Below are 26288 nucleotides of genomic sequence, written 5' to 3' on the forward strand. Positions count from 1 at the left end.
CATTTTTGTCATAAACGTAGTCAGTAACTCGCATTGGAGTTACTTGGCTGAGCTCGACACGGGCTAAGATAGTGAAAATTATTTTTCTAGCTCAGTTTGAGGAGTGACCGACGTGCTAGCTGACATCATTGATGTGCTTGCTGACCCCATCGATGGCACTGATTTGAAGTTTGGTGATGCCGAACGAATGACTCTGAAGTCCGAATCCGGACATAGCTATGATGTCGCCCGCCAGGGTTACGTTACGCTCGCCGGTGGGGCTGGTCTGCGCTACACCGGCGATGACGCCAAGATGATTACCGCCCGCGAGGAGTTCCTCTCTGGTGGCCACTATGCTCCATTCGTTGAGGCAGTTACAGGCAACGTCCAGGACGTGCTTGACGACGCCAACGTGTCCGAGGCCGCCAGCCCAGTCATCTGCGAAGTCGGTGCGGGCACTGGTTACTACCTCGCACACACGCTGGACAGCATTCCCAATTCCCGTGGCGTAGGCATTGATGTGTCTGTGCCGGCCGCCAAGCACCTGGCCAAGAGCCACCCGCGCCTCGGCGCCGTTGTAGCCGATGCGTGGGCGCGTCTGCCACTGCGTGATGGCTCCATCGATGCGCTTACAGTCGTCTTCGCACCTCGCAACGCGGAGGAGTTCGCTCGCGTGCTCAAGCCGGGCGGCCAGGTCGTGGTTCTGACGGCCACTACTGGTCATTTGGGCGAGCTTCGTGAGCCACTGGGCATCATCGATGTCGAGCGCGGCAAGGTCGAGCGCATGATTTCCCAGGCAGAGGGGCACCTCGTGCCTGTTGGCGACCCGGAGCTGGTGGAGTTCGGTATGAACCTCAACCAGGGTGCAATCGCCGCGCAGATCGGTATGAGCCCGTCGGCACGCCATATTCATCCGGAGGTGCTGCAGGAACGCATTGCGGCGCTACCTGCAGAGATGCACGTCACCGCCCGTGCCTACGTCACTCGTCTTGGCCGCCCGGGAGACTAGCGTTTACTCCTTGACCTCGGTTTTGTGAATCTGCTCGTCCAGGTCTTCCGGATCCAGGTCAGCATCCGAGAATTCCGCCGTTAGCGGAAGGCGAAGCTGCAGGTCAGTGCCCGGGCACAACTCGATAGTGCCCGAGCGCAGCTTAAAGTCCAGCACATGCCCGCCGCCGGTGCCGCCTTCCGCAAGGAAGTGCACGTGACAGCCGGCCACCGAAATTCCCTTCTCGTAGACCGGCGTGCGGAAGCCCGCAATCGTGCCCCGCAGGTTCTCAAAATCAACCGACGCGTCTTCTTCCGTCGCATCAACCATCTTCTGATACGGCTTTTCCTGCTTTACGACGGTTCGAGTCTTCACCCACTCAAATTCGCCGGTAATCCGCAGTGCGTACATAAAGTTTTGGCTCGGTACCAGGGAATCGATGATGGGGCTAATTTCCTTGCGAGTCAGGTTTTCCGGCGCATCCATCACCGTGTGGGGAACGAAGTTGGTCACCACCGTGTATGGGCTGCGCTGATCCATGGTGGCCCGGGTCGCGGAGCCGTCGTGACGCACCTGCCAGCAAACACCGTCGAGGATTACCATTTCACCATCGAGACCGTCGAAGGTGCCGATGCCGAAGTTTCCATGTCCAAGGATTTCGCCAATGGTCATCTCGCCGTCGTAGATGCCATCGAGCAGTGCGGACATCAGTGAGTTTTGGAAAATTGTGTGTCGGACCGTTGGAAAATTCTCGTGAGTGGTCATGGAAGCCATTATATTCTCGATTTTTGTAGCCCAAGCTGGGGTGGGTTGCAGGTCCGATGGCGGGGGAGGACCCTGCGGCACGAAGAACGCCCTGCGGAAGAATCCACAGGGCGTGATTTGGTGAATCGAGCGGTTGGTTCTACTTCGGCTGGATGGTGACTGACACCTTGTCAGCAGTGGAGACGATATGAACCGTCTGGCCATCGGCAGCGACAGTGGCGTGGCCACCCTCGACATTCACTGTGAACCCATTCGGGAAGTTGATTGAGGGCACAACGAGCTCGCTGGTGGAACCAGGTGCGAAAACTCCGGTGCCGTCGACGCGGCTATTGTTCCAGCTGGCCTGGTAGACACGGGTGTCACGGTTCCAGTCGGTAGCTTGCGGGGTGCCTGCGACCGCTCGCAGGTGTGGAGCGGCGAGGATGGTCATCTTGTCGCGGTTGAAGGCATCGGCACCTACAGGTCCTGGAACAGTAGGGTCGAAGACCATGCCCTGTTCCTTCTGGTTCTGCGTCGTCGGGTCGTTGCATCCGCAGTAGGACCAGTACTGCCAGCCGACCATGTGGCGGCGGGCAAGCGAAATTACGCCATTGAGGGTATCGGCATCGTCGGTCGCACCGAACTCGGACAGCAGTGTGGCCGAGCCGTTGTCGGATGAGACAATTTCCGCATTGTCGAAGGTACGACCATCGAAGAAGTCACAGCCCGTGTAGGTGTTGAACAGGGCATTCGTGGTGCAGTAGACATGCCAGCTGAGGGCCGTACCAGCGGTTTCAGGAACCTCCGGGGCTGCCGGATTCGTGTTCAATCCGGTGTTCCACATGGAGTAGGGCTCGTAGTGGACAATAGCGTCCGGGTCCTTGTCGACAATCTGATTGGCAGCCTTCTGGTGCAGTTCATCGAGCTTTTCCTTAGCCGGGCCGCAGTCGCCGAGAGCCAGATAGCACAGTGGGTATGCGGAGCCTGGCCACGGTTCATTTATGATGTCGTAGCCCATCAGTCCCGGCATGTCGCCAAGGCGTTTGGCGACATGGCCCCACATGGCTGCGTAACGCTCCTGCAACCCAACGCCGCCTGGCCCTTCGCGGTTATTCAGGAAGTTGTCGTATGCCCTAATGAGGCCGATATTGAGGGCCTGGTTAGCGGGGAAGCCAACCTTTAAAAGGCTGGGAACGCCGTCGTCAATGACAGCCCAATCCGGGGCAAATTCGCCTTCGAACTTCTCGTTGTACATGTCCTGGTGAGCATCGACCAAGACCGCGATTCCACGCTCGGTGAGCATAGAGATAGTGCGGGCAATGGAATCCAGGTATTCGTCGTTGTACTCGCCGGGCTTTGGCTCTACTGCTTTCCAGATAATGCCGACTCGCATGGAGTCGAAGCCCTGCTGCACGAGCCAGTCAGCATCGTCCTCGTTAAAGCCTCCGGCCTCGGGGGTGTAAGGATCGTGCTTGTAGACGATGTTCGACCCCTGAGTGAGGAAAGCACGGCCGTCACCATCGGTAAACCAGCGACCGGACTGCCCAAGGGGACCACGCTCGGTGATGGTAGCGGTACTAGGGGATGGTGCTACTTCTGTAGCGAGCGCCTGATGCGGTACTGCACCCGCTAGCGCTATGGCAATGGCGGCACCAGCTGCTGCCACCTTCTTAGTGAATCTCATACTCAGGATGCTATTGACCAGTAATGATAAATTCAGCCAAAACTCAAATTAGGTTTAGAAAAGTGGGCAAGGGCATAAGTAAATGTCCTGAACGGGGTTAGTAAAAAGGCTAAGAAAGGCCCACCGCTTCCTTCTCGGAAGCGATGGGCCTTATGAGGAGACTCCGTCCACCGCGCATCTGTGGCGTCTCGCAGACAGCCAGCTACATCAAAGACTTATAAACCTCAACGGTCTGCTCAGCGATGTTCTCCCAGCTAAACACATCTTCAGCACGCTTCTTACCCGCCTGGCCAATCTTGGTAGCGCGGTCGCGGTCGGCGACCATGTTGTTAACCGCGGCAGCGATTCCACGCTCGAAGCCCTCCGGATCAGACTCGTCGTAGTGAACCAAAGTGCCGGTTTCGCCATCGACGACAACCTCCGGAATGCCGCCGACATCAGAGGCGACAACGGCGGTGCCACAGGCCATAGCCTCAAGGTTAACGATGCCCAGCGGCTCGTAGATGGACGGACAGACGAACGAATCCGCGGCTGTCAGGATCTCCTGGATCTTCTCCTTCGGCAGCATGTCCTGCACCCAGAAAATGCCATCGCGCTTCTCCTGGAGGTCATGGACGAGCTGCTCAGTCTCCTTCGCGATTTCCGGGGTGTCCGGAGCGCCGGCGCACAGAACGAGCTGCACACCGTCGTCGAAAAGCGATGCGGCCTTGACCAAATGAGCGACACCCTTCTGACGGGTGATGCGGCCGACGAACGCGACCATCGGGCGAGACGGGTCAACGCCGAGCTCCTCCAGGACAGACCAGCCGTTCTGTTCCTTGGACTCTTCCCACGTCGGGCGCGGGTACCACAGCTCGGTGTCGATACCGTTCAGGACAACGTGGACCTTGTCGGGGGAGATACGCGGGTAGGCATCCAGGATGGCGTCCTTCATGCGCGCGGAAACAGCAATGACAGCGTCTGCGTACTCCATAGCATTGCGCTCGGACCAGCTGGAAACGTCGTAACCGCCGCCGAGCTGCTCGCGCTTCCACGGGCGGTGCGGCTCCAGTGAGTGCGCGGTGGCCACATGCGGAATGCCCTTGAGTAGACCGGTGAGGTGACCGCCCAGGCCTGAGTACCAGGTGTGAGAGTGGACGACATCAATGTCGGTTGCCGCGGCGGCATTGGCCATGCGCAACCCTGTGGACAGCGTCTTAATCGAGGCGTTGGCATCCTTCAGCTCCGGGTCAACGCCGTGGACATATACATCCGCCTCATCGCGAGGAGCACCCATGCAGTGCACATCGACGTCAACGCCGTCGAGGCCGCGCATGAAACGAGTCAGTTCAGTTACGTGAACACCTGCTCCGCCGTAAATCTCCGGAGGGTATTCCTTGGTCATCATGGCAACACGCATAGTTCCAGCGTAACCAGATTTGACAATTTCCGTCGCTTGATATGTCTGGGTGTGGGTAGTGGGGAGGGGAGACTGGCAGCGAGGAACGTAAATCGCATATAGGTTGGTTGGTGTGAGGAGTCAACCACATGTTTTGTCCATTGTCCTTGCCGGTGGCGAAGGCAAGCGTCTCTTCCCGCTGACGGAAGATCGCGCTAAGCCCGCCGTGCCTTTCGGCGGTAGCTATCGGCTTATCGACTTCGTGCTGTCGAACCTGGTCAACGCAGGTTTCCTGAAGATCTGTGTGCTGACCCAGTACAAGTCCCACTCGCTCGACCGTCACATTTCGCAGGCGTGGCAGCTGTCCGGCATCACCGGCCAGTACGTCACCCCGGTGCCGGCTCAGCAGCGTCTGGGCAAGCGCTGGTTCACCGGTTCGGCGGACGCGATCCTGCAGTCGCTGAACTTGGTTTATGACGAGGATCCGGAGTACGTCATCGTCTTCGGTGCCGACCACGTCTATCGCATGGATCCGCAGCAGATGCTGGAGGCCCACATCGAGTCTGGCGCTGGCGTGACGGTCGCTGGTATCCGCGTCCCGCGTTCTGAGGCCAGCGCATTCGGTGCCATCGATGCCGATGACAACAACCGAATCACCGAGTTCCTGGAGAAGCCGGCAGATCCGCCCGGCACCCCGGATGACCCGAACTCGACGTTCGCGTCGATGGGTAACTACATCTTCACTACCTCCGCGCTTATCGACGCTATTAAGCGTGACTCGGAAGATGAAAACTCCGACCATGACATGGGCGGAAACATCATTCCGATGCTGGTAGAGGAGGGCGAAGCTTTCGTCTGGGACTTCAAGGATAGCTACGTTCCGGGTGAGACCGAACGTGACAAGGGCTACTGGCGTGATGTCGGTACCATCGATGCCTTCTACGAGGCCAACATGGACCTGATTTCCGTCCACCCGGTGTTTAACCTCTACAACAAGAAGTGGCCAATCCACACCTTCTCGGAGGAGAACCTGCCTCCGGCCAAGTTTGTCCAGGGCGGTATTGCTCAGGCTTCGATGGTCGGTGCTGGTTCGATTGTCTCCGGTGGTACGGTCCGCAACTCGGTGATTAGTACCAACGTTGTGGTCGAGGATGGCGCGACGGTGGAGGGTTCGGTTCTCTTCCCAGGCGTTCGCGTCGGCCGCGGAGCAGTGGTTCGCCACGCGATTTTGGACAAGAACGTTGTAGTTTCCGACGGCGCCATTATCGGTGTCGATCCGGAGAAGGACGCAGAGCGCTTCAAAGTCAGCGCTGGTGGCGTTGTGGCCGTTGGTAAGAACCAGGTTATCTAGACTGTCTGAGTCCGACCGGCTGAAAAGGCACGTACCGTGGGGTACGTGCCTTTTTTCTTCTAACCCTTTTTGCTACCTAGTTGCTACCTAGCCCCAAAACTGGCAGCCCTAAAAATCACGGGCTTCGCATGTGAATATGGGGTGCGCCTGTGAATACGGGCATGGGCTGCAAATGTGAAACTGTGTGAGTTTATGACACTTTCAAGCCATTTTTCAGACCATTTTTGTCATAAACGCAGTCAGTAACTCGGCTCGACCCGCCGCCACCAGCCATAAACGCAGTCAGTAACTCGGCTCGGCCCACCACTGCCGCTAGCCGGCCGGCCAACAGTAGAAAACTACTTCTTCACCAGCACAGTGGTGCCAGCTGCTAGAGGTAGGCGCATCACGTAAGCGTCGTCAAGCTGGAGCATATATTCGTCGGCTTCGCGGGCAGCGACGGTGTCACGGTCAGTGCGTGACGAGTCAGCGACAGTGCCGTCGAGGAGCGCGCCGGTCAGGACGAGCGCGCCACCGGAGCGAAGCAGCGGCCAGGCCTTTTCCTGGGCGGCGCGGAGGATCGCAGGGGCGACGTCCAAGTAGACCAAGTCGTAGGAGTCGGCGGCCAGTCGATCCATGACCTCCAGTGGCTGCGAGGGCAGGAAGCGCTGTCGGTTGGGGCGGATGCCTGCGGCTCGGAAAGCGGACTTTGCCAGAGACTGGTGCTCGAGCTCCGGGTCGATGCAGGTGAGAACGCCGTCATCGCCGAGACCCGCGGCCAGGTGCAAACCGACGACGCCTGCCGCAGGCGATGCGATGACAGCGGCGGGGTGACCGTCGCGGCGGGCACTGGTCAGAGCCATGAGCGAGGTCAAAGCGGCGCCGGTCATCGTATCGGGGACGGCAACTCCGTATTCGCGAGCGCTCACTCGGGCGCTTTCAAGGGCCTCGGAGACTACGGTCGTGTTGTTGACGTGCTGTGCAATAGCGTCACGTGCGGATAGCGGGGTAGCAGAAGAACTCGTTTCGGACACGCTTTATAGCGTAGGAAAAAACTTCGGGCAGGGTAGCGGGGCGCGCCGGTCAGTGCCGGACTAGGTGGGTAAACAAGCCTCAAATTTGTCTGGACTCTCAAACTATTTTCAGGGTAAGGTCACTACAAACCTAAGGTTGGTAAGGAACACTGAACTTCATGCCCGAACGAGTCAAGTCCGAACGAGTCAGCGGAGGCGCCAGCCGCGAGGACGCCGCGTCCGCTGACGTAACTGAGCAACTGTCCGGCACCGCGGCTTTTGACGCAGGTGTGGGGGAGATGCCGTCGTGGTCGGAGCTGGTTCAGGCCCACGCGGATAGTGTTTATGGGCTCGCATATCGGTTGACTGGTAACCAGCAGGACGCGGAAGACCTGACGCAGGAGACATTCATGCGTGTGTTCCGCTCGCTGAAGTCATACCGTCCCGGCACTTTTGAAGGCTGGCTGCATCGGATTACCACTAACCTGTTTTTGGATATGGTCCGGCATCGGCAGGTCATCCGGATGGAGGCGTTGCCGGAGAACTACGACCGTGTCCCGGGTACGCTGAAGACCCCGGAGCAGGCCGTCGATGACGCGATGCTCGACCCGGATTTGGAAATCGCGCTGGCTGAGCTGCAGCCGGACTATCGCGCGGTGGTTGTCCTCTGTGATGTGGTGGGGCTGACCTACGAGGAAATTGCCAGCACCCTTGGGCTCAAGATGGGCACTGTGCGTTCGCGTATTCACCGGGCACGTTCCAGCTTGCGGGCGACGTTGGAGCGCCTGGAGAAGGAACGACAGGAGCTGCCGGAGTCGGTCACCGCAGGCTAGATTTCCCGCACTCAATCCGCGGGAGCGGCTATTGTGGGGCTAGTTAAATAGGTGCGATTTCTGGAGGTGCTGCAGTCTGTGATTCAGCAGGGCGATGACATGCGTTTTTTGTCAACGGAGCATCTCGGCACCGAGGCAATTGCCGCTTTTGTTGACGGCGAGTTGTCGGTCGTAGCTGAGCGTCGTGCGCAGGCGCACCTGATGGCATGCCCGGAATGTCGCCGGGAGGTCGCGAAGCAGCGGCAGGCGGCCAAGCGTCTGCGTGATAGCGCGCCCTTGCACATTCCAGCTGAGCTGCGCGCTCGTATTGCTGATTTCGCAGGCAGTTGCGAGGACTCAGAGCCCCATCGGTCGGCGCGGCATCTCGCGCACCGTCCGCCGGAGTCGCTGAGTGCCGCGTTGGAGCAGATTGTTCGCGGTTTTCGTAAAGGTGGTAGTCACTAGTGGGCAAACATCGCTCTTTCGATGATTCCGCGTTTGCCCCGGACTCCGATCGTGCCGCCGCAACTGGCGGGTTACAGCGTGCTCCAGGGCAGAAGCTTGACGACGACACCAGTGCCACCGCCCAAGAGTATTCGCCGTGGCAGGATTCGTCGTCACGCATGACGACGGGGCGTCCAGCCCGCAAACCCGAAGCGAAAAAGAAGCCTCGCCCGAAGACGGCTCCCCGCGTCAGCGCGCGGGAAGTGATTTTTGGCCGCGAGGTGCCGTGGCGTGTGATCGCGGCGTCGTCGGCCGTGGTGCTGCTCATTGGCGGTGTTGGCGGCTTTGTTGGCGGATGGGCTGGCAAGTCTTTCCGCTCGGACTACCAGCGTGTGGAGCTGCAGCAGATCGAGGGGCGGCCGGGCAACGGTGATTTGACTGAAATCGGCAAGGTGGCGGAGGCTCTTCGTCCCGCGGTGGTGTCGATTGCGGTCAGTGCCGGTGAGGTCTCGGGCGTGGGCTCGGGGTTTGTCATTGATGGTGACGGTCATATTTTGACGAATAACCACGTCGTTTCGGCGGTGGCGGACCGGCAGGATATGCAGGTCTCCGTAACGTTTTGGGACGGCGGCAAGCTGAAGGAAGTGCCGGCCAAGATTATTGGCCGCGACCCGAAGACCGACCTCGCCGTAATTAAGGTCGAAGATGTTGCGGGGCTGACCGTGGCGCAGCTTGGTGATTCCAACGCGGTTGCGGTCGGTGACACCGTGATTGCGATGGGCTCGCCGCAGGGGCTCGGCGGCACGGTGACCTCGGGAATTGTCTCCGCGCTTAATCGGCCGGTGCGCCTGGCCGCTGAAGGGACTGACACGGACGGCTACGCCGATGCGATTCAGACCGATGCCTCCATCAACCCGGGTAACTCCGGTGGTCCGCTGGTGGATATCCGCGGTGCCATTATCGGTATTAATACGGTGATTTTCAGTAGCTCGGGTGGCTCACAGGGGTTGGGCTTTGCGATTCCAATCAATTCAGCCGTTGCCATCGCTGAGCAGCTCATTGCCGGTGAGCAGCCGGTTCATCCTGGGATTGGCGTGACAGTGCGCACGGTTTCCAATGGCGCACTGACTGGTGCCGAGATTGCCAGCATCCTGCCGGGAGGTGTTGCCGACCGGGAAGGCCTGCAGGAAGGCGACGTGATTACGGCTGTGGGAGACCGCGCGGTATCGTCCGCAGATGAGCTCACGGTGGCGCTGTGGACTGTTGGCGCTGGTAATGAGGCGGTATTGAAGATCGTTCGTCACGGAGCCGAGCTGGAGGCGAAGATCACGCCGGAGTAGGGGGCGCTGGTTTCGGCCGGTTTCGGCTGGTTTCTGCGGACTTAGCAGATTTGGTGGATTTGGCCACGCAATGCTGCATGCGAGGTGCACTGTAACTAAGGTGGTATAACGTGTTTTCTAATGTTGGCTGGGGCGAGATTCTTGTCCTCTTTATCCTCGGACTAATTCTCATCGGACCTGAGCGGTTGCCGAAGGTAATTGAGGACGTCCGCGCATTGCTTCTGGCTGCGCGCACCGCAATCAATGACGCACGCGATAACCTCTCGGACGAGTTCGGTGAAGACTTCGATGATCTTCGCAAGCCGCTGCAGGAGCTCAACGATCTCCGTCGTCTCAACCCGAAGACCGCCATCACCAGGACGCTTTTCGACGGCGATGACACCTACCTGGACATGCTCTCCGGTAAGCCCGCAGCGGGTGGTGGCGGAACTGGTGCAGCCGGAGCTGCAGGAGCGGCAGGAGCGGCCGGGCCTGCGGGTCAGCAGTACCAGCAGTCCAATACGAAGCAGCCAGTGCAGCCGGCTCTGTCGCAGCAGCCAGCCCAGCAGCCGGGAACGTGGCAGGATCCAGTTGCCCAGGCCCGCCAACAGCAAGCGCAACAAACACCACAGCAGCCGCAACAACCGCAACAACCTCAGCAGCCCCGTGGGGTGCAGGCCTGGGTCGACGACGACAACCTATAGCGGTCGCAAACCGTTCCCGACCGCAAGTTACTGACTAGGTTTATGACACTTTGAGCACAAATTTTGCCACGAAAGTGTCATAAACCTAGTCAGTAAGTGCATGCAGCCGCTTTGGTGGATGCACCACCGAAAACACCACCAGCAACACATACGCCCCAGACACCGCAGCCGCAAAAGCAGACGCCCCCTTCCCGGCACCGAAAATACCGGGGAGGGGGGCGTCGCTGTGACCGTCGTAAAGCGAAGGCCTACTTCGGCGTCACACCCAAGCCGAGCGACTTGCCTGCGAGCGACTCGCGACGAACAACCAGCTTGTCAGCGATAGCGTTCAGGGCCTCGCCCGCGCCCGAATCCGGCTTGGACAGGACGATCGGGGTGCCCTTGTCGCCGCCTTCGCGGAGCTCTGTGTCCAGCGGCACCTGGCCGAGCAGGTCGACCTTTCCGCCGGTGATCTGGGTAAGACGACGGGCAACGGTCTCGCCGCCGCCTGTGCCGAAGACCTCCATCTTGGAGCCGTCGGGCATTTCCATCCAGCTCATGTTCTCGATGACACCGGCGATGCGCTGGCGGGTCTGCAGCGAAATGGTGCCGGCGCGCTCTGCGACCTCGGCGGCGGCCATCTGCGGGGTAGTAACAATCAGCAGCTCAGCGTTCGGCACGAGCTGCGCCACGGAGATGGCGATGTCGCCGGTTCCCGGGGGCAGGTCGAAAAGCAGGACGTCCAGGTCGCCCCAGAACACGTCTGCGAGGAACTGCTGGATAGCGCGGTGCAGCATTGGCCCACGCCAGACAACCGGTGCGTTGTCGTCGACGAAGTGTCCGATAGAAATCAGTGACACGCCGTGCGCCTGCGGAGGCATGATCATGTCGTCGACCTGGTGCGGCTTTTCCTCGGAGCCCATCATGTGCGGGATGGAGTGTCCGTAGACGTCGGCATCGAGGACACCGACAGAAAGGCCCTTCGCGGCCAGCGCGGCGGCGAGGTTCACGGTCACGGAGGACTTACCGACGCCACCCTTACCGGAGGCGACGGCGAACACGCGGGTGCGGGAGTCCGGCTGGGCAAACGGGATCACAGGCTCGGAGGCGGTGCCGCGGACGGCGTTGCGGAACTCGCGGCGCTGCTCGTCATTCATCACATCGGTCGTGACGGTGACGTTGCCAACGCCCTCGATACCGTTCAGCGCCTCTTCGGTGCGCTCGATGATGGTGTTTTTCATGGGGCAACCGGCGATGGTGAGGTAAATCTCCACGGCCACGTCATTGTTGTCCGCCACCGAGATGGACTTGACCATGCCAATCTCGGTAATCGGGCGACGTACCTCAGGATCTTCGACCTGCGCCAGGGCGGTGCGAACTTCAGCTTCAGTAATCGTAGACATTATGTAGTGAATCTTATCGTGAGACCCCGCAAGACAAAGAACTACTGACAAAATCAGTAGTTTGCCGCTTTACGACGGTCACAGCGACCAACCCTTCCGGCAAGCGCGGTGGCGGTGGAACGGGCGGCGGACCAGGCGGTGGAACAATTGCCAACCGTCTGACGTTGTCCTTGATAGAACGCTTTATAGCGATAGTTTTAGCAATATTTTTAGCAACTGAGTCACCTTTTACTGTGACAACAACTGCAAGGGAACGGTGAGAGTACCGATGGCAAATGGGGAAGCGGGCAGCGGTTGGGGGAGCGGCCGGGAACAGAGCATGAAGTCCCGGTTGCCTCAGCGCCAGGTACCCGAGGGGTGGCCGGTGGGCAGTTTCACCAACTACTCCGACGCGCAGGCGGCGGTGGATTCGCTCAGTGATCGCGATGAGTTCCCGGTTTCCGACCTCACCATCGTCGGTGTTGACCTGATGCAGGTGGAGCGCGTGGTTGGCAGGCTGACCTGGCCGAAGGTGCTCGGCGGCGGCGCGCTGTACGGGCTGTGGATGGGCCTGTTCTTCGGCCTGATTCTGGGGCTTTTCCAGGAGGATTGGGTTAGTCCGCTGATTGTTGGCCTCGGTATGGGCGCCATCTTCGGCATCGTGCTGGCCGCAGTTCCGTACGCAATGCAAAACGGCAAGCGGGATTTCTCGAGCACTACGGAGATTGTTGCCCGTCGCTACGATGTCCTGTGCAATCCCCGCAATGCTGAGCGGGCCCGTGACCTGTTGGCGCAGCGGGCGCTCGGTGGGAACCGTGGGTAGGTTGCTGTATCCGTCGTAAAGCGATGCCTGCCAGAAGCAGAGCCTATAGCCACTTGTTGCGGCGCAGGACCCACACCAAAAACGCCACGATGGCGAACATGATGGCGAGGACGATGAAGTAGCCGTACTCCCAGTGCAGCTCGGGCATGTGGTCAAAGTTCATGCCGTAGATGCCGGCCAGGGCGGTCGGGACGGCGAGAATAGCCGCGTACGCCGAGATGGTACGCATATCCTGGTTCTGCTGCAGCTGGATTTTCACGGCGGCGGCGTCGATGAGGGCGGAGAGTCGTTCGTCGAGTCCGGAGACGAGGTCCGCGGCGGCGAGCTGGTGGTCGAGAACATCGGAAAGGTAACGGCTGACGTCCTTAGGCATGATGTCTTCCCGCAGATTCATCAGGGAGCGCAGCGCCGGTGTCAGCGGATCGATCGCGTGGCGCATCTCCAGAATCTCTCGTTTGAGGATGTAAATGTCCTCAATATCCGAATCCAAGTTCGGCTCGAAGACTTCGTCTTCCATAATCTCCACGCGATCTTCCAGCTGCATCGCGATGCGCAGGTACGCATCGACGAGATTGTCCGTCAGCGCCCACAGCACGCCCGCGGGGCCGTAGTCGATGGCGTCGGTGGTGTTCTCCACGCGTGCGCTAATGCGCTGCATATCCGAGCTCGGCATGCCCATGCGAATGGTGATGACGTACTCCGGGCCGATAACAATCATCAGCTGGCCGGAGCGAATAATCTCATTTTCGTCATCCGCGAGACCTTCCGGGGAGTAATGAATCGAGCGAATTACAAAAACCACGTGATCATCGTGGATCTCAATCTTGGGACGCTGGCGGTTAGTCAGTGCGTCCTCCACCGTCAGCTCATCCAGCCCGTAAAGCTCGGCGATGGCGTCCATCTGTGTCGCGTTGGGGCGCGACAATGACAGCCACGTGAAGCCCTCACCAAAACTCCGTACCTCGGACAGCCCGGAGAAATGGTCGTAGGTGCCGGGCAAACGCTTGCCGCCGATGTAGACGCCACAATCGCGCAGGGCATCGCGTACCGCCCCCGACTGTCCTGTTCCTATGCTTGACGACGAGCCGTTGGTGCGCGTCACCTTCGAGACAGCCGACTTCGCTGCGGATTTAGCCGCATTCGTCGCCCGAGCGGTTTTACCGGGTTTTGCTGTGGCCGACGGTTTTTGGCTTTGACTGGCCGAGCTCGTTCGCGGATTGCGAGCCTTCGCCGAAGCGCTGATGTTGCGGCTTTTCTCTTCGCCCATTCTGGGTGACCTCACAATCCGTTCGTAGGTTACGCTGGTGTCGATGATTGATTTTAGACGTGCGAACGCCGGGTTCCACTTTCGCATCCGCTCAATGGGGTGCAAGGGTAGCTCCACGGCTACTGCGTGCACTTTTACCGCCCTGGCATTGGTCACTGGGGCGACGGGGTTCGGTCTTGCCGCATGTTCTGATTTGGATCCGCAGATGCCCGTTCCTCCCGAGCAGGAGGCGGTGGTGACTGTCGGGGCAGACCTACGCAACCCTGAGCAAGCAGCTCTTGCGTACGTGTATGCGCAGAGCTTTGAGAGGATAGGTCGGCAAGCGGAGGTCGTTGGCATTCGCGATGCTGACGACCGGTTGCGGGCCGTACGCAATGAAGCGGTCCTGGTCTCCTTCGGATGCACAGGTGAGCTACTCGGCCTGAGCGACCCTGCGTCGGCGGCTTCACTGGCGGAGGAATACGCCGACGACTCCACCCCGGACAAGCAGTTCAGCGGAGAGTGGCGCGACCGCGTTTACGACGCATTTTCGCGGTCGCTGCCGGGCGAAGTAATGGCCACCGACGCGGGCATGGCACAGGGCTGCGCAGATGTGTCAGCTGACAATGCTGGGGCTGACTTGCCGCAATGGCTTGTGCCTTTCTACGTCAAGCCAGCGTTGGACCGAGATGATCGAGTCCGCGTGCTCAATGAAATTGCGGGTTCGCTGAGCACTGAGGACTTAAAGCTGATGACCCGGGCTGTGGCTGGTGGCACCAGCCCTGAGTTGGTCGCTCAGGAGTGGTTGGATAAGGCGTAGTCGGCGTGGCGGGGGCTAGTTGTGGCGGTATCGGACGTGTATCTGCTGTTGGCTGCCGCCAAGTTTGTTGATTAACCCATGAATGCGGGCTGCAAATGTGAAACTGTGCGAGTTTATGACACTTTCAAGCCATTTTTCGGGCCATTTTTGTCATAAACGTAGTCAGTAACTCGCATTGAGGACTAAGTAGTAAATGGTGCCGACCCGGTGGCACGCCGACCGGACACGCTTTTTGACTATTCGCCCTTGATGCCTGGCAACGATCGCCCAAGCAACAAGAAAGGGGCTCCAACCGTTCGGTTGGAACCCCTTAGCGTTTACACGCCAACTGGCGAAGACCAGTCAATGAGACCTACTTGAGAGCCTCTTCCAGCAGAGCCTTCTCCTCAATCTGGTGGACCTTAGCCACACCAGTTGCGGTGGAGGACTGTGCACGGCGGGAAACGCGGGTCAGCTTCGGCATATCCGGCAGAACCTCTGGGAGGTTCAGTGCCAGGAACGGCCACGGACCCTGGTTAGCCGGCTCATCCTGAACCCAGCGGACTTCCTCAAGATCCGGGTAGGACTCGAAGATGTCGCGGAGGCGGTTGTGCGGCAGCGGGTGCAGCATCTCCAGGCGAGCGATTGCAAGATCGTCGCGCTTGTCCTTCTTGCGCTTCTTCTCCAGCTCCCAGTAGATCTTGCCGGAGCAGAGCAGCAGGGTCTTGATGCCGGACTTGTCCTTGGACTCGAAGTTCGGGTCATCGATGACCGAGCGGAACTTGTTCGGGTTGGTGAAGTCCTCGACAGCAGACGCTGCCATCTTGTTGCGCAGCATCGACTTCGGCGAGAACACAACCAGCGGACGGTGCAGGTCGGACAGGACGTGGCGACGCAGCAGGTGGAAGTAGTTAGCCGGCTCGGACGGCTGAGCAACGGTGTAGGAGCCCTCGGCTGCGAGCTGCAGGAAGCGCTCGATACGTGCCGAAGAGTGGTCCGGGCCCATGCCCTCGTAGCCGTGCGGTAGCAGCAGAATCAGCTTGGAGGTCTGACCCCACTTGGCCTCGCCGGAGGAAACGTACTGGTCAATGGTGGTCTGAGCGCCGTTGGCGAAGTCACCGAACTGTGCTTCCCAGAACACTGCTGCGTCCGGGTTACCCAGGGTGTAGCCGTACTCGAAGCCCATGCCTGCGTACTCGGTCAGAGCCGAGTTGTAAATCATGAAGCGACCACCGTTCTTGGACTTACCGTAGGCGTCGATCGGGTTGTATTCCGAACCGTCCTCGGAGTCAATCAGAACTGCGTGGCGAGAGGTAAAGGTACCGCGGCGGACATCCTCACCTGCGAAGCGGACGTCGATGCCAGCACCGGTGAAGGAGCCGATTGCCAGCAGCTCGGCCATACCCCAGTCGATGCCACCTTCCTGAGTCATCTCCGCGCGCTTCTTAGCGACCGGCGCAACACGCGGGTGAATCTTGAAGCCCTCAGGGAGGTTGACGTAAGACTGACCAATCTCGACGATTTCAGCCTTCTCGATGCCGGTCTTCAGACCATGCGGCAGCGGCTGAGAGCCTGCAATACCGGACTGTTCGCCCGGCTTTGCGTCCTGTGCTGCGCGGACCTCGTTGAAGACAGCTTCCATCTGGTCGTGGAAGTCTCGGCGAACTGCCTCGTACTCTTCCTCGGAAATGTCACCGCGACCAATCAGGTCCTCGGTGTACTGAGCGCGGACGCTTTCCTTTTCGTCGATGACCTTGTACATCAGCGGCTGAGTCATGGACGGGTCATCGGCCTCGTTGTGGCCGCGCTTGCGGTAGCAAACCAGGTCGATGAAGACGTCCTTGCCGTAGCGGTTACGGTACTCAACAGCCAGCTGGCCGACCCAGACGACAGCCTCCGGGTCGTCACCGTTGACGTGGAAGACCGGGCAGCCGTATGCCTTGGCGATGTCGGTTGCGTAGTAGGAGGATCGACCGGAGTCCGGCGAAGTGGTGAAGCCGATCTGGTTGTTCACCACGATGTGGACGGTACCGCCGACCTTGTAACCACGCAGGGACATGAGGTTCAGGGTCTCCTGGACAATGCCCAGGCCCGCGAAGGAAGCGTCACCGTGCAGCAGCAGCGGCATGACGGAGTAGCCCTCTTCGCCCTTGTTGATCTTGTCCTGGCGTGCACGAGCAAGACCCTCAACGACCGGGTTGACGGCTTCGAGGTGGGACGGGTTCGCAGTCAGAGTGACGTCAATCTCGCCCTCGCCGAACATCTGGATGTGACGGCCAGTAGTACCCAGGTGGTACTTGACGTCACCAGAACCGCCGACCTGTGCCGGGTCGATGTTGCCTTCGAACTCGGTGAAGATCTGGCGCAGTGGCTTGCCGACGATGTTTGCGAGCACATTCAGTCGACCGCGGTGTGGCATACCGATGACGACCTCATCCAGACCAGCACCAGCAGCGGTGTCGATGGCGGAGTCCATCAGCGGAATCAGCGACTCTGCGCCCTCAAGGGAGAAGCGCTTCTGACCGACGTACTTGGTCTGCAGGAAGTTCTCGAATGCCTCTGCGGCGTTTAGCTTCTGCAGGATGTACTTCTGCTCAGCGTGGGACGGCTTTGGCTGGCCGCCCTCAATGCGCTCTTCCAGCCACTCGCGCTCTTCGCGGTCGAGAATGTGAGCGTACTCGGAACCGACCTTGAGGCAGTATGCGTTGCGAAGGCGAGAGAGAACCTCGCGCAGCGTCATCGTCTCCTTGCCGCCGAAACCACCGACGTTGAAGGTACGGTCCAGATCCCACAGGGTCAGACCGTGTTCCTCAATATCGAGGTCAGCGTGGTTCGGAGCAGAAGTATTTGGCTGGTCAGAACGCAGCGGGTCAATGTCAGCCAGCAAGTGACCGCGGGAACGGTAGGCCTCAATCAGACGCATGACGCGGGTGTTCTTGTCAATACCCGTGTTCGGCAGATCCTGCGCCCAACGGATTGGGGTGTAAGGAACATGCATGGTCTGGAAGATGTGGTCCCAGAACTTGTCGTCGACAAGCAGATTGCTCATCGTGCGCAGGAACTCACCGGACTCTGCACCCTGGATGATGCGGTGATCGTAAGTAGAGGTGATGGTCACCAGCTTGCCGATGCCCATCTCTGCCAGACGGTCCGCGGAAGCACCGGCGAACTCAGCCGGGTAATCCATGGAGCCGACACCGATAATCGCGCCCTGCCCCTTGGTAAGGCGCGGGACGGAGTGGCGAGTACCGATACCGCCCGGGTTGGTCAGGGAAATGGTGACGCCCTGGAAGTCCTTACCGGTCAGCTTGCCGTGGCGAGCACGAACGACGATGTCCTCGTAGGCGTCGACGAACTGCTTGAAGGTCAGGGTTTCACACTCGCGGATAGCAGCAACTACGAGCGAACGAGAGCCGTCCTTAGCTGGCATATCAATGGCCAGGCCGAGGTTAATGTGCTCCGGGGTAACCAGAACTGGCTTGCCGTCAACCACCTTGTAGTTGTTGTTCATGTCCGGGTGGAGCATGACAGCCTTCACCATGGCGTAACCAATGATGTGGGTGAAGGAGATCTTGCCGCCGCGGGCGCGTGCCAGATGATTGTTAACCAGGGTGCGGTTTTCAAACATCAGACGTGCCGGCATATCGCGAACCGACGTAGCGGTCGGCATCTCCAGGGAGACATCCATGTTCTTAGCGATAGCCCGTGCGACGCCCTTCAGAGGCTCCTCGCCGGATTCAACAGCCGAAACCTTGGCTGCTGCATCCATTGGGGACTTCTTTGGCTTCGGGGACGCCGGCTTGTTCGGGGTCTTAGTGGGTTCGACCCCCTTGGATTCACGACGTCCGGTTGCCTTAGCTTCCTCCTTCGTGGCTGCTGCTGGCTTTGCCATATTGGAAAGGTCCTCGCCCTTTTGGGACGGGGTGTGGGTTGCGAAGAATTCGCGCCATTCCTGACCCACAGACTGTGGATCCTTCTGGAATTGCTGGTACATCTCGTCGACCAGCCATTCGTTCTGGCCGAAGCTCATGTCGCTGCTCACGGCAGGTACTCGCCTCTTTTCGTCTTAGTTTTACTAACTCACGTTTATTCTAATTAGCGCAAGCGTCAAAGTGTCATTCAAGGATAACGAAAATTCTGAATTACTACACCGTCGCGCTCCCCATATGGTACTTGCTCCAGAGCTCTGCGTATTGGCCACCCGCCGCTAGAAGCTCATCATGGGAGCCGTCTTCGACAATACGCCCGTGGTCAAGTACCAAAATCCGGTTGGCCCGAGCCGCTGTAGCCAGGCGGTGGGCCACAATAATTGCCGAGCGTTGACGCGACGCACGGTCAGTGGCTTCAAGGATTGCCGACTCTGTTGCAGGGTCGAGTGTCGCGGTGGCTTCGTCGAGAAGCAGCAGTTCAGGACGCATCATTTCGGCACGAGCGAGTGCGATGAGCTGACGCTGTCCGGAGGAGAGCCCTCGGCCATCTGGGCCGACGGGGTGGTGGAAGCCACCGGGCAGGCTGGCAATGGTGCTGAGGGCACCGACGTTTTTCGCGGCCTGCTGAATTTCAGCATGACTGCTGTCTGGCCGACCGTAGGAAATATTTGTTGCTACTGTCCCCGAAAACAGGTGTGATTCTTGGGGGACATAGCCGAGGGTTCGTCGCCAATCGTTAAGAGGGAAGTCGCGGATGTCAGTTTCGGAGGCTCGCACCACGCCGCCAACTGGGTCGTAGGAACGGGCAAACAACTTAATGATTGTCGATTTTCCGGCGCCGCTGGATCCGACAATTGCGACTGTTTCTCCGGCAGGAATCTGTAAATCGAGAGCATCGAGAACCTGCGGGCGTTCGTGCTCAGAGTTGGCGGCGGGGTAGGAGAAAGTCACCTTGTCTAAGCGCAAGTCGCCAGCAGCTGCGCGGGACGCGCCGTCAGTAGTGCCGTGATCTGGCATGGGGGCGGTCTGTAGGAGATCATCAATGCGATTGAGGCCGACCTTCGCCTGCTGGTAGCCGTCGAAAACATGGGACAGCTGCTGAATCGGGCCAAAGAGCATTCCCAGGTACAGCGTGAAGGCGACGAGTACGCCGGGCGTCGTAGTTCCCGAGGCAACCTGTTGGGCACCGACAGCCAATACCGCGGCCGTTGCCAACTCAGAGACGAAGTTGATGCCGGGGAAGAATAGAGCCACAGCCAGCTGCGCTCGCTGACGGATTGCGCGGTACTTGTTGGATTCCTCGGCAAAGGAAGATTCGATATCGGCGACGCGGTGGTACATCTGAATCTCGCGAAGCCCACCAATGGTCTCCTGAAAATAAGCGTTGACCAAGGAGAGCTGCTCGCGTGCAGACTTGTATAGGCGCGAGGAGATTCGGCGGAATACCAGGGTGGCCACCACAATGATGGGAAGCGATGCCAACGCCACCGCGGCGAGTGACACCTGTGTGGCAAGCAACAGTGCTGTGACACCGAGCAGAGTAAACGCGGCGATTGCCCCTTCTGCCAGTCCCGTTTGCAGGAAAGAGGAGAGCGCATCGATGTCGGTTGTCATCCTCGTCATGATGGCGCCCGAGCGATTGGCCTCGAAGTAGTTAATGCCAAGCGACTGCAGGTGACGGTAGCAGCGCACACGCAGGGCATAGAGCAGCCGCTCACCAGTGCGCGCAGTAATAACAGCATTTGTGGCTACGGCAAGCCAACTGATGAGGACCGTCGCCAAGCCACCTGCGGCGCAGGCCCACAGCACGGCCTCATTGTGCTCACTGATGCCGTGGTCAATGGCGTAGCGCACGAGCATGGGGAACGCCAGATCGGCAACGGCAATGAGAGCGAGCAGCGCAATGACACTTATAAATAGGCCGCGGACATAGGAGAGCAGTTGGCGCAGAGAGAAAGTCTCGGAGTTGTCGAGTGCCGCAGCGGGCACATGCGGTTTTTCGGTAGCGGGTGGGAGGTTTCGCACACGCTCGAGAAGCTCAGGCGTCGCAGGAGCATTGGCGAGAGCCGCCCCCATGCCACCACGACCGCCGCCGCGGCCACCTGGACCACCAGGTCCACCTGGACCGCCTCCGGCTCGGCCAACCCCGCGGCTCATTTGAGAAGTGGCACCTCCGGGAAGCCGCGCAGCGGTGTCTGACGTGGAGTCGTCGGCGGTTGGAGCGGTTTCGTCGGGCCAGAGTTCCTCGGGGCTGGGGTCTTCGCTGTCGATGGGGTCGAGAACAAGGTTTTCGATTTCGGGGTAGGCGCTCTGGTCGATGTCCATCAGCTCGGTGAAGCGCGGATGAGAAGTAATCAGTTCGGCCTTGGTGCCAATGCCGGTGATGGCACCGTCTTCGAAAATGGCGATGTGGTCCGCCTGCTCGAGAGTGGAAGATCGATGCGCCACGATGACGATAGTCGTATCCGCCAGCTGCGAGGTCAGCGCGTTGAAGATTTCCAACTCTGTTGCAGCATCGATTGCTGAGGTCGCGTCATCGAGAACCAAAACTCGAGGCCGTGCGAGGAATGCCCGTGCTAACGCGACGCGTTGAGCTTGTCCGCCGGAGAGATTATGCCCGCGCTCGCCGATGGCTGTGTCCCACCCCTGAGGCAGGTCGTCGACGAAGTTGACCTGGGCGGCGGTCGCTGCGGCGACAATCTCTTCCTGGGACGCCGCGGGATTGGCGAATGCGATGTTCTCACGCAACGTGCCCGCAAATAGATAAGGAGTGTCCGGAACGACAGTAATAGCGTCATATACGTCGCTGGAGAGAATGCGCGCGGTATCTGTGGATGTGCCGTGGCTGGGCGCATCGATAGTGATAGTTCCCGAATCCGGCAGATAGTGACGGCCGAGTAACTCCGTGGCGATAGTCTTTCCGGACCCCGGTGGGCCAATCAACGCTAAGGTCGACCCTGGCGCGACGGAGAATGAGACATCGTCGATAAGCGTGCGTCCGCCACGGCTGTGGGTGACGTGGTTGAAGCTGATGCCAACGGGGCCGTCGGGGAGGAGGAGCGCGTCGGTGGGTTCGGGGTTGTCTGGTCGGGCGTCGATGACATCGGAAATGCGGTCGATGCTTGCCGACGTCAGCTGTATCGAGATGACCATGTTGGAGACCAGACGCGACAGGGCAGTCAGGCTGGTGAGATACGTGGCAAAAGCTACGAACGTGCCTAGGGTGATGTGTCCGTTAATCGCGAGCCAGCCACCGACCGCGATATTTCCGACGAGGGACAGTTGCGGCAACGACTGTAGCGCCGGTTGGAATCGAGCGCTGAGTTTTGCCGCTCGCAGGCGTAGGGAATAGAGGAGCGACGAGTTACGCTCCATCTTCGCAACTTCGTTGTCACCCTGCGCAAACGCCTTAACAACGCGGATGCCGGAAACGGTTTCCTCGACTTGTCCGGCGATCTCGCCTGCTTGCTGTTGGGCAGCCCAGGTTGCGGCATGGAGTTTGTCACGAGAATTCACTGCAATGTAGACAATCGCTGGCACCACGGCGAGGCCGACCAGTGTCAGGGGCAGCGAGAGGGCGAGCATGATGCCGATTGTGATGAACAGCTTGACGACGGATCCCAGTGTCAACGGCAACATCGCCAGTAGTCCGGACACTGCCTGGAGGTCGGAAATTGACCGCGATACAACCTGGCCGGTGTTGACTCGGTCTTGTGCTGGACCATCGAGGTTTTGTAGGGAGCGAAGGATCTTTAGTCGCAGGTCGTGCTGAACATCAATGGAGAGTTTGCCGGAGAAGAATCTGCGCCCCACCTGGGCGACGAAGCGTACTAACGCGATGGCCAGAAAGACGGAAATGACTGCCTGCAGGGGAGTTAGGGAAGGCAGTAGGCGCGCGGGGACACCGCCATCGGAAGAGCCCGTTGCCACATCAATGGCATCTCTAGTGAGAAGCGGAAGTACGGACTCCAGCCCGACAACGATTAGCGCTGCGACAACGACGCCATAGAGCGGTAGTGGCCTGTGAAGAGACTGTTTCCACAAGAACTTCATGGGAGAGGTTCTGAGGGGTTTGCTCTGGGCCATGGTGGGTACCGCTCTTCCATTGAAAAACGTCGCTGAAGGGTAAGTCGCTGAAGGGTAATCGGGTAAGAGGAACTACTTATTCTTCTTTTTCTTCGGCCACTTCAGCGCCGAGGGAATAGAGAACCTAGATGACTTTGAGTCCTTCTTCGAGTCCTCAGAGGTGTTGGATTTAGCCGGTAGCTTTCGCTCAAAGTCCGACCAATCCTGGGGAAGTGGGCCCAGAGATGCGCGAGTGGAGCTGATAAGAATGCCACCGAGCTTGCGATTTGCGGAGGCCCCAACCACGGCGCCAATTCCAAATGGCAAAATCTTACCGATGATGGCCAGACGAGCGTTCTTCATCAAGCGCTTGCGTGCCTCGCGAATCAGCAGGCGGTTTGCTGCACCCAGCTGCGGAACACCAAGCCGTGGCAGTAGAGAATTCACGGAAGTTTTGGTCTGCTTCCGCAGCGATTCCTCGCCAAGCAGAGAGGCCATAATAGCTGTCCCCTCAGAACCACTCATGGCCGCAAGAATCAGCGTGCGACGGCGTTGCGGATTGGTGATGTCAATATTGCGCAGGGTTGCTGAGGCCAGTGTGTACCAGGCTGATGCTTCCAGGAACAGCAGCGATTCACCGGTAACCGCAGCCAAGCCCGTAATCATGCCGACGCCGGGAAGAACCGCACTGCCGCCGGCGGCACCACCGGTGCCGGTGACCAGGTTGAGGTAGTGGGAATCAATACGTTCTTGTACCTGCGCCGGAGTTTCATCTTTTTTGCGCTTGTGCAGGGAACTGACGTACCCGGTGATGGCAGACGACTGCCAGCTCATGGTCTTATCCAGGGTTTGGATAAGAAGGGTTCCCAGTTTTCCGGCATCACGTTCGATCGCTTCGGGGGTTGAGTTCACCGCATCAGTTACTGTGCGAGTTGAATCCTTCTTCGTCTTTTGGAACAAAGTAGTAGACCTCCTAAACGGGTCCGTTGAGAGCCATATGCCCATATAAACACTACTGAGCTGTGGGGAAATTCCGTAGTCGGTGGAAAAATAGACAGGTGTACGGCGATTAACACAGTCGATAGAAGGATGAGACTGGTGAACGATGTCACGCGGGGTGCCGCATTGCCTCCCGAGTACTCCCAGCTTTTGGCGGACTTTCCTCGGTTTTCCGCAGATGTCACGCCTCACGACGGCGCTGCGGAGTGGCACCTTTCTACCGAAGCTGTAGCCGCCGGAATTGAGGCTGGGAGAAAGCTGTTTCCCATGCCCGAGGTTGAGGTGGATACCCGTTTCCAGGCCCAGTTGTGGTGGTGGTCCATGTGCGGAGCATTGGTAGGGCCATCGCTGGCATGCGTGTTGGTGTCCGATCGAGTTCCAGTGTGGCAGTGGTCTTCTTGGCTCACATTTCTTCGAGATGACTATTGGGTTGGGTTCCAAGCTCAACAGTTTGAAAGCATTTCCGCTGAGGATGCGGATGAGCTGAAGGATTCCGGCGAAGCACTGGCTCATTTCTTGGAGCCGTTGGCTCAGGTTGTTGGAGAAGTCGGGGAAATCAAGCCTGCCCCTCTTTGGGCCGTGGCTGCCGATGCCGTAGCTAACGCCGCAATATCCGCCGGTAATGAGCTGATGGAGCCCTGGCGTGGAGCGCTTATTGGCAAACATGTCGTTGAGGGAATACAGCGAGTACATCGGGTCCCTCTTCCTCGTTTCATGGATTCCTGCGGAGGCGAGGTGCGCCCCTGGGATGAAGCCGCTGCTGAAGCGGGAGAAGAACCGGACTTCGATGTAGTTACTCACCTGGAGAGAGCTACTTGCTGCATGATTTATCACAGCCCAGATGCCGATCTGTGTGTCTCCTGTCCAAAACGTTCTCGTGAGGAACGCCATCAACTCTGGGCACGCTACTGAGCGCTCTGTTTTCGAGAATCGACAGCTGGCGGCCTGCTCCTCAACGGACCGCGTTGGCGGCTTTGCAGCAGCACGCACGCTGCCGGCGCGATCTTTCGCAGCAATTGCCGGGGGCATGAGCCACCCCATGATTGCGCGTTTGTCGCTACGATTGGCTGCGGGTAGAGGCCAATTATCTTTCAAGGGAGGATTCCACCCATGAGCTTTTTCGAGCAGATTGCTGCGGCACTGGACCGCGAGGGCATTGAAAGCCGTGTCAACGATGACACCCTCTTCGTTCCCATTACCTCTGACCTGGAGGTTCAGTTCGTCACCATTGATGAGGACATCCCGGCTGCCGAAGTTTACGTAGCCGCTGCCGATGTGGATGATGAGGACGACGAGTTCGAAGCTGTTCTGGTCTCCGCTGTATTCTCCGTCGAAGACGCCGTCGCAGCAGTCGCTCACCATGTAGCTACTGACCAGGTTGTTGGCCTGCTTCGCACTCTGCTCGATGGCGACGATGACCGCATTGCTGACCTGGAGTTTGAACAGGACCCCGAAGAGGCAACTCTGGTTACCTCCGAAGTTGGTACCTCCTCGTTGGTGCAGGTTTTGGTAACTGCCCACAACAACGAGCCCAGCGCACACGTCCGCTTCATCTCCCAGGACGCGAACTTGGACGACATCGTCGACCAGGCCATCGCGGAGTTCTGGGACTCGGACACCGAAACGGTTCTCACCGATGATGACCGTCGCAAGATGTTCGCTGACCTCTACTCTGATATCCAGACCTTGCGCAATGAGGTTCTGACACTGGGCACCTTCAAGGACTTTGACAAGCTGATGGATGTCCTTGCGCTCGTAGTAGACCGCGCAGAGGAATGGGAAGATCAGCTGGCACCCGTCGATGACGGGTATGCAGAGTACATCTACTCTGATCACGTTGCCTCCTTGGACGAGGATGATGACGACGAGGACGATGATGACCTCTACGACGATGGCGACTATGACGACGAGGACGACGAAGAAGGCGACGACAGCGAGTAGCTATACTGCGGCAGTGCTGTGACTAGTGCTAAGCCGCTGATGAGCGAGAAGAAAAGAGCTCGCTAGGACACGGCAGTGGCCGCGCGTCCCTGGTGCCGATCCAACTATAACGGCGCCCGGGGAGTGCGAGGTCAGTGCCGTTTTCGTGTATCTTGCTGCAGTCCTGCGCACGATGGAGAGCCTCGGCTACAGCCCGAGTGCGTCGGCGGTTTTCTTCCCGTGTCCGATTCGAACCGCCAATTCCGCGGAGGACTACCTCCGATGAGGATTCCACCTTGACGGAAACGGAGTACATGAACATGGGCTCATCCTTCAGGACGAAGTATTCCGCGTGCACGTCGGCAAGCTGAGAGACCAGTGCGCGAGGAAGCGCTATCCGTGACGCTCGGACGGTGACCACAGGCCCGTCGGAAAGCGAGAAGGAGTGATCCAGCGCGCCGGGCGAATGCCTACGGCCGATGGTGGGGTGGCAGAGGATTGTGCGGATGAGGGCGAGGTCTTCGAAACATTCTGCACGGTAGGTAGCGGATAGCGGGGGAAGGGCTAGGCGACGGTGAATGGGAAACTCGTTTGTTGTACTCATGGCTCACAAATTATCGAACACCCCGGACTCATATTTTCGAACGTATAGAACGCGTGTGCGAAATAAGATTAGCATCAGTGGGCTACCCAAGTGGGGGTAGTCAATTGGCTAGGTGTCTGGTGTTATTGCAGGGACGCGTGGGGTTGT

Annotated in this window: 20 protein-coding genes; 10 read left to right on the forward strand and 10 right to left on the reverse strand. The window is 59.1% G+C overall.

Annotated features, from left to right (window positions below; genetic code table 11):
* Positions 1 to 112 precede the first annotated feature (112 nt).
* Positions 113 to 988: a methyltransferase domain-containing protein gene (locus tag HMPREF2787_RS03665; protein ID WP_048732862.1), complete on the forward strand. Its 876-nt coding sequence runs from the start codon at positions 113 to 115 to the stop codon at positions 986 to 988.
* A 3-nt stretch (positions 989 to 991) separates the two neighbouring features.
* Here HMPREF2787_RS03665 and budA read toward each other — a convergent pair whose 3' ends face one another.
* The 3 genes from budA to glgA form a co-directional block, all read right to left on the reverse strand.
* Complete coding sequence (gene budA / locus HMPREF2787_RS03670; RefSeq protein WP_083326651.1) at positions 992 to 1741, reverse strand: acetolactate decarboxylase; 750 nt, start codon at positions 1739 to 1741, stop codon at positions 992 to 994.
* A gap of 130 nt (positions 1742 to 1871) precedes the next feature.
* Positions 1872 to 3395 carry a glycoside hydrolase family 5 protein gene (locus HMPREF2787_RS03675; protein ID WP_070603695.1) on the reverse strand — a complete coding sequence of 508 codons (1524 nt, stop codon included), beginning with the start codon at positions 3393 to 3395 and terminating at the stop codon, positions 1872 to 1874.
* 202 nt (positions 3396 to 3597) lie between these two features.
* On the reverse strand, positions 3598 to 4794 hold the full coding sequence (glgA, locus tag HMPREF2787_RS03680; protein WP_070642254.1) for a glycogen synthase: 1197 nt from the start codon (positions 4792 to 4794) through the stop codon (positions 3598 to 3600).
* Positions 4795 to 4906: 112 nt separating this feature from the next.
* Here glgA and glgC point away from each other — a divergent pair, with 112 nt between their 5' ends.
* On the forward strand, positions 4907 to 6124 hold the full coding sequence (gene glgC, locus HMPREF2787_RS03685; protein ID WP_070858424.1) for a glucose-1-phosphate adenylyltransferase: 1218 nt from the start codon (positions 4907 to 4909) through the stop codon (positions 6122 to 6124).
* Positions 6125 to 6462: 338 nt separating this feature from the next.
* Here glgC and HMPREF2787_RS03690 read toward each other — a convergent pair whose 3' ends face one another.
* Positions 6463 to 7137: an O-methyltransferase gene (locus tag HMPREF2787_RS03690; protein WP_049189280.1), complete on the reverse strand. Its 675-nt coding sequence runs from the start codon at positions 7135 to 7137 to the stop codon at positions 6463 to 6465.
* A 158-nt stretch (positions 7138 to 7295) separates the two neighbouring features.
* On the opposite strand from HMPREF2787_RS03690, the gene sigE reads away from it, so the two are divergent.
* From sigE to tatB, 4 genes are all read left to right on the forward strand, one after another.
* On the forward strand, positions 7296 to 7949 hold the full coding sequence (gene sigE, locus HMPREF2787_RS03695; RefSeq protein WP_049171940.1) for an RNA polymerase sigma factor SigE: 654 nt from the start codon (positions 7296 to 7298) through the stop codon (positions 7947 to 7949).
* Between the two features lie 51 nt (positions 7950 to 8000).
* Positions 8001 to 8393: an anti-sigma factor family protein gene (locus HMPREF2787_RS03700; RefSeq protein WP_246824185.1), complete on the forward strand. Its 393-nt coding sequence runs from the start codon at positions 8001 to 8003 to the stop codon at positions 8391 to 8393.
* Complete coding sequence (locus HMPREF2787_RS03705) at positions 8393 to 9712, forward strand: S1C family serine protease (RefSeq protein WP_048732851.1); 1320 nt, start codon at positions 8393 to 8395, stop codon at positions 9710 to 9712. Before HMPREF2787_RS03700 ends, HMPREF2787_RS03705 begins: the two co-directional genes overlap by 1 nt.
* A 110-nt stretch (positions 9713 to 9822) precedes the next feature.
* A complete protein-coding gene (gene tatB / locus HMPREF2787_RS03710) occupies positions 9823 to 10395 on the forward strand; it encodes a Sec-independent protein translocase protein TatB (protein ID WP_070858425.1) in 573 nt (190 codons plus the stop codon).
* Between the two features lie 248 nt (positions 10396 to 10643).
* On the opposite strand, the gene HMPREF2787_RS03715 is transcribed toward tatB, so the two are convergent.
* Entirely contained in the window at positions 10644 to 11777 is a 1134-nt protein-coding gene (locus HMPREF2787_RS03715) for an Mrp/NBP35 family ATP-binding protein (RefSeq protein ID WP_070858426.1), read from the reverse strand.
* 319 nt (positions 11778 to 12096) lie between these two features.
* On the opposite strand from HMPREF2787_RS03715, the gene HMPREF2787_RS03720 reads away from it, so the two are divergent.
* Complete coding sequence (locus tag HMPREF2787_RS03720; RefSeq protein WP_042388577.1) at positions 12097 to 12579, forward strand: YflT domain-containing protein; 483 nt, start codon at positions 12097 to 12099, stop codon at positions 12577 to 12579.
* 43 nt (positions 12580 to 12622) lie between these two features.
* On the opposite strand, the gene HMPREF2787_RS03725 is transcribed toward HMPREF2787_RS03720, so the two are convergent.
* Complete coding sequence (locus HMPREF2787_RS03725) at positions 12623 to 13846, reverse strand: magnesium and cobalt transport protein CorA (RefSeq protein WP_070858427.1); 1224 nt, start codon at positions 13844 to 13846, stop codon at positions 12623 to 12625.
* A gap of 43 nt (positions 13847 to 13889) precedes the next feature.
* On the opposite strand from HMPREF2787_RS03725, the gene HMPREF2787_RS03730 reads away from it, so the two are divergent.
* Complete coding sequence (locus tag HMPREF2787_RS03730; protein ID WP_070858428.1) at positions 13890 to 14645, forward strand: type 2 periplasmic-binding domain-containing protein; 756 nt, start codon at positions 13890 to 13892, stop codon at positions 14643 to 14645.
* A gap of 352 nt (positions 14646 to 14997) precedes the next feature.
* On the opposite strand, the gene HMPREF2787_RS03735 is transcribed toward HMPREF2787_RS03730, so the two are convergent.
* From HMPREF2787_RS03735 to HMPREF2787_RS03745, 3 genes are all read right to left on the reverse strand, one after another.
* Positions 14998 to 18666 (reverse strand): multifunctional oxoglutarate decarboxylase/oxoglutarate dehydrogenase thiamine pyrophosphate-binding subunit/dihydrolipoyllysine-residue succinyltransferase subunit, encoded by a 3669-nt coding sequence (locus HMPREF2787_RS03735; RefSeq protein ID WP_070858429.1) that lies wholly within the window; start codon positions 18664 to 18666, stop codon positions 14998 to 15000.
* A gap of 103 nt (positions 18667 to 18769) precedes the next feature.
* A complete protein-coding gene (locus tag HMPREF2787_RS03740; protein WP_168168049.1) occupies positions 18770 to 22606 on the reverse strand; it encodes an ABC transporter ATP-binding protein in 3837 nt (1278 codons plus the stop codon).
* Between the two features lie 105 nt (positions 22607 to 22711).
* On the reverse strand, positions 22712 to 23578 hold the full coding sequence (locus HMPREF2787_RS03745) for a hypothetical protein (RefSeq protein WP_070858431.1): 867 nt from the start codon (positions 23576 to 23578) through the stop codon (positions 22712 to 22714).
* Between the two features lie 129 nt (positions 23579 to 23707).
* Between HMPREF2787_RS03745 and HMPREF2787_RS03750 the strand changes: the two genes are divergently transcribed.
* Together HMPREF2787_RS03750 and HMPREF2787_RS03755 are read left to right on the forward strand one after the other, a co-directional pair.
* Entirely contained in the window at positions 23708 to 24529 is an 822-nt protein-coding gene (locus HMPREF2787_RS03750; RefSeq protein ID WP_246824186.1) for a (2Fe-2S)-binding protein, read from the forward strand.
* 198 nt (positions 24530 to 24727) lie between these two features.
* Positions 24728 to 25558: a hypothetical protein gene (locus HMPREF2787_RS03755; protein ID WP_070601567.1), complete on the forward strand. Its 831-nt coding sequence runs from the start codon at positions 24728 to 24730 to the stop codon at positions 25556 to 25558.
* A 28-nt stretch (positions 25559 to 25586) separates the two neighbouring features.
* Here the strand turns inward: HMPREF2787_RS03755 and HMPREF2787_RS03760 are convergent, their stop codons facing one another.
* Entirely contained in the window at positions 25587 to 26141 is a 555-nt protein-coding gene (locus HMPREF2787_RS03760) for a hypothetical protein (protein WP_070603706.1), read from the reverse strand.
* Positions 26142 to 26288: the final 147 nt, after the last annotated feature.

Source organism: Corynebacterium sp. HMSC061H03 (assembly GCF_001838215.1).
In the GTDB taxonomy this organism is placed as follows: Bacteria; Actinomycetota; Actinomycetes; order Mycobacteriales; family Mycobacteriaceae; genus Corynebacterium; species Corynebacterium jeikeium_D.

Bases quoted from the DNA above. Each gene is read 5' to 3' on its own strand.
- budA (WP_083326651.1), bottom strand. From the start codon at position 1,741: ATGGCTTCCATGACCACTCACGAGAATTTTCCAACGGTCCGACACACA.
- HMPREF2787_RS03675 (WP_070603695.1), bottom strand. From the start codon at position 3,395: ATGAGATTCACTAAGAAGGTGGCAGCAGCTGGTGCCGCCATTGCCATA.
- glgA (WP_070642254.1), bottom strand. From the start codon at position 4,794: ATGCGTGTTGCCATGATGACCAAGGAATACCCTCCGGAGATTTACGGC.
- sigE (WP_049171940.1), top strand. From the start codon at position 7,296: ATGCCCGAACGAGTCAAGTCCGAACGAGTCAGCGGAGGCGCCAGCCGC.
- HMPREF2787_RS03715 (WP_070858426.1), bottom strand. From the start codon at position 11,777: ATGTCTACGATTACTGAAGCTGAAGTTCGCACCGCCCTGGCGCAGGTC.
- HMPREF2787_RS03720 (WP_042388577.1), top strand. From the start codon at position 12,097: ATGAAGTCCCGGTTGCCTCAGCGCCAGGTACCCGAGGGGTGGCCGGTG.
- HMPREF2787_RS03725 (WP_070858427.1), bottom strand. From the start codon at position 13,846: ATGGGCGAAGAGAAAAGCCGCAACATCAGCGCTTCGGCGAAGGCTCGC.
- HMPREF2787_RS03730 (WP_070858428.1), top strand. From the start codon at position 13,890: ATGATTGATTTTAGACGTGCGAACGCCGGGTTCCACTTTCGCATCCGC.
- HMPREF2787_RS03740 (WP_168168049.1), bottom strand. From the start codon at position 22,606: ATGAAGTTCTTGTGGAAACAGTCTCTTCACAGGCCACTACCGCTCTAT.
- HMPREF2787_RS03750 (WP_246824186.1), top strand. From the start codon at position 23,708: ATGAGACTGGTGAACGATGTCACGCGGGGTGCCGCATTGCCTCCCGAG.
- HMPREF2787_RS03755 (WP_070601567.1), top strand. From the start codon at position 24,728: ATGAGCTTTTTCGAGCAGATTGCTGCGGCACTGGACCGCGAGGGCATT.
- HMPREF2787_RS03760 (WP_070603706.1), bottom strand. From the start codon at position 26,141: ATGAGTACAACAAACGAGTTTCCCATTCACCGTCGCCTAGCCCTTCCC.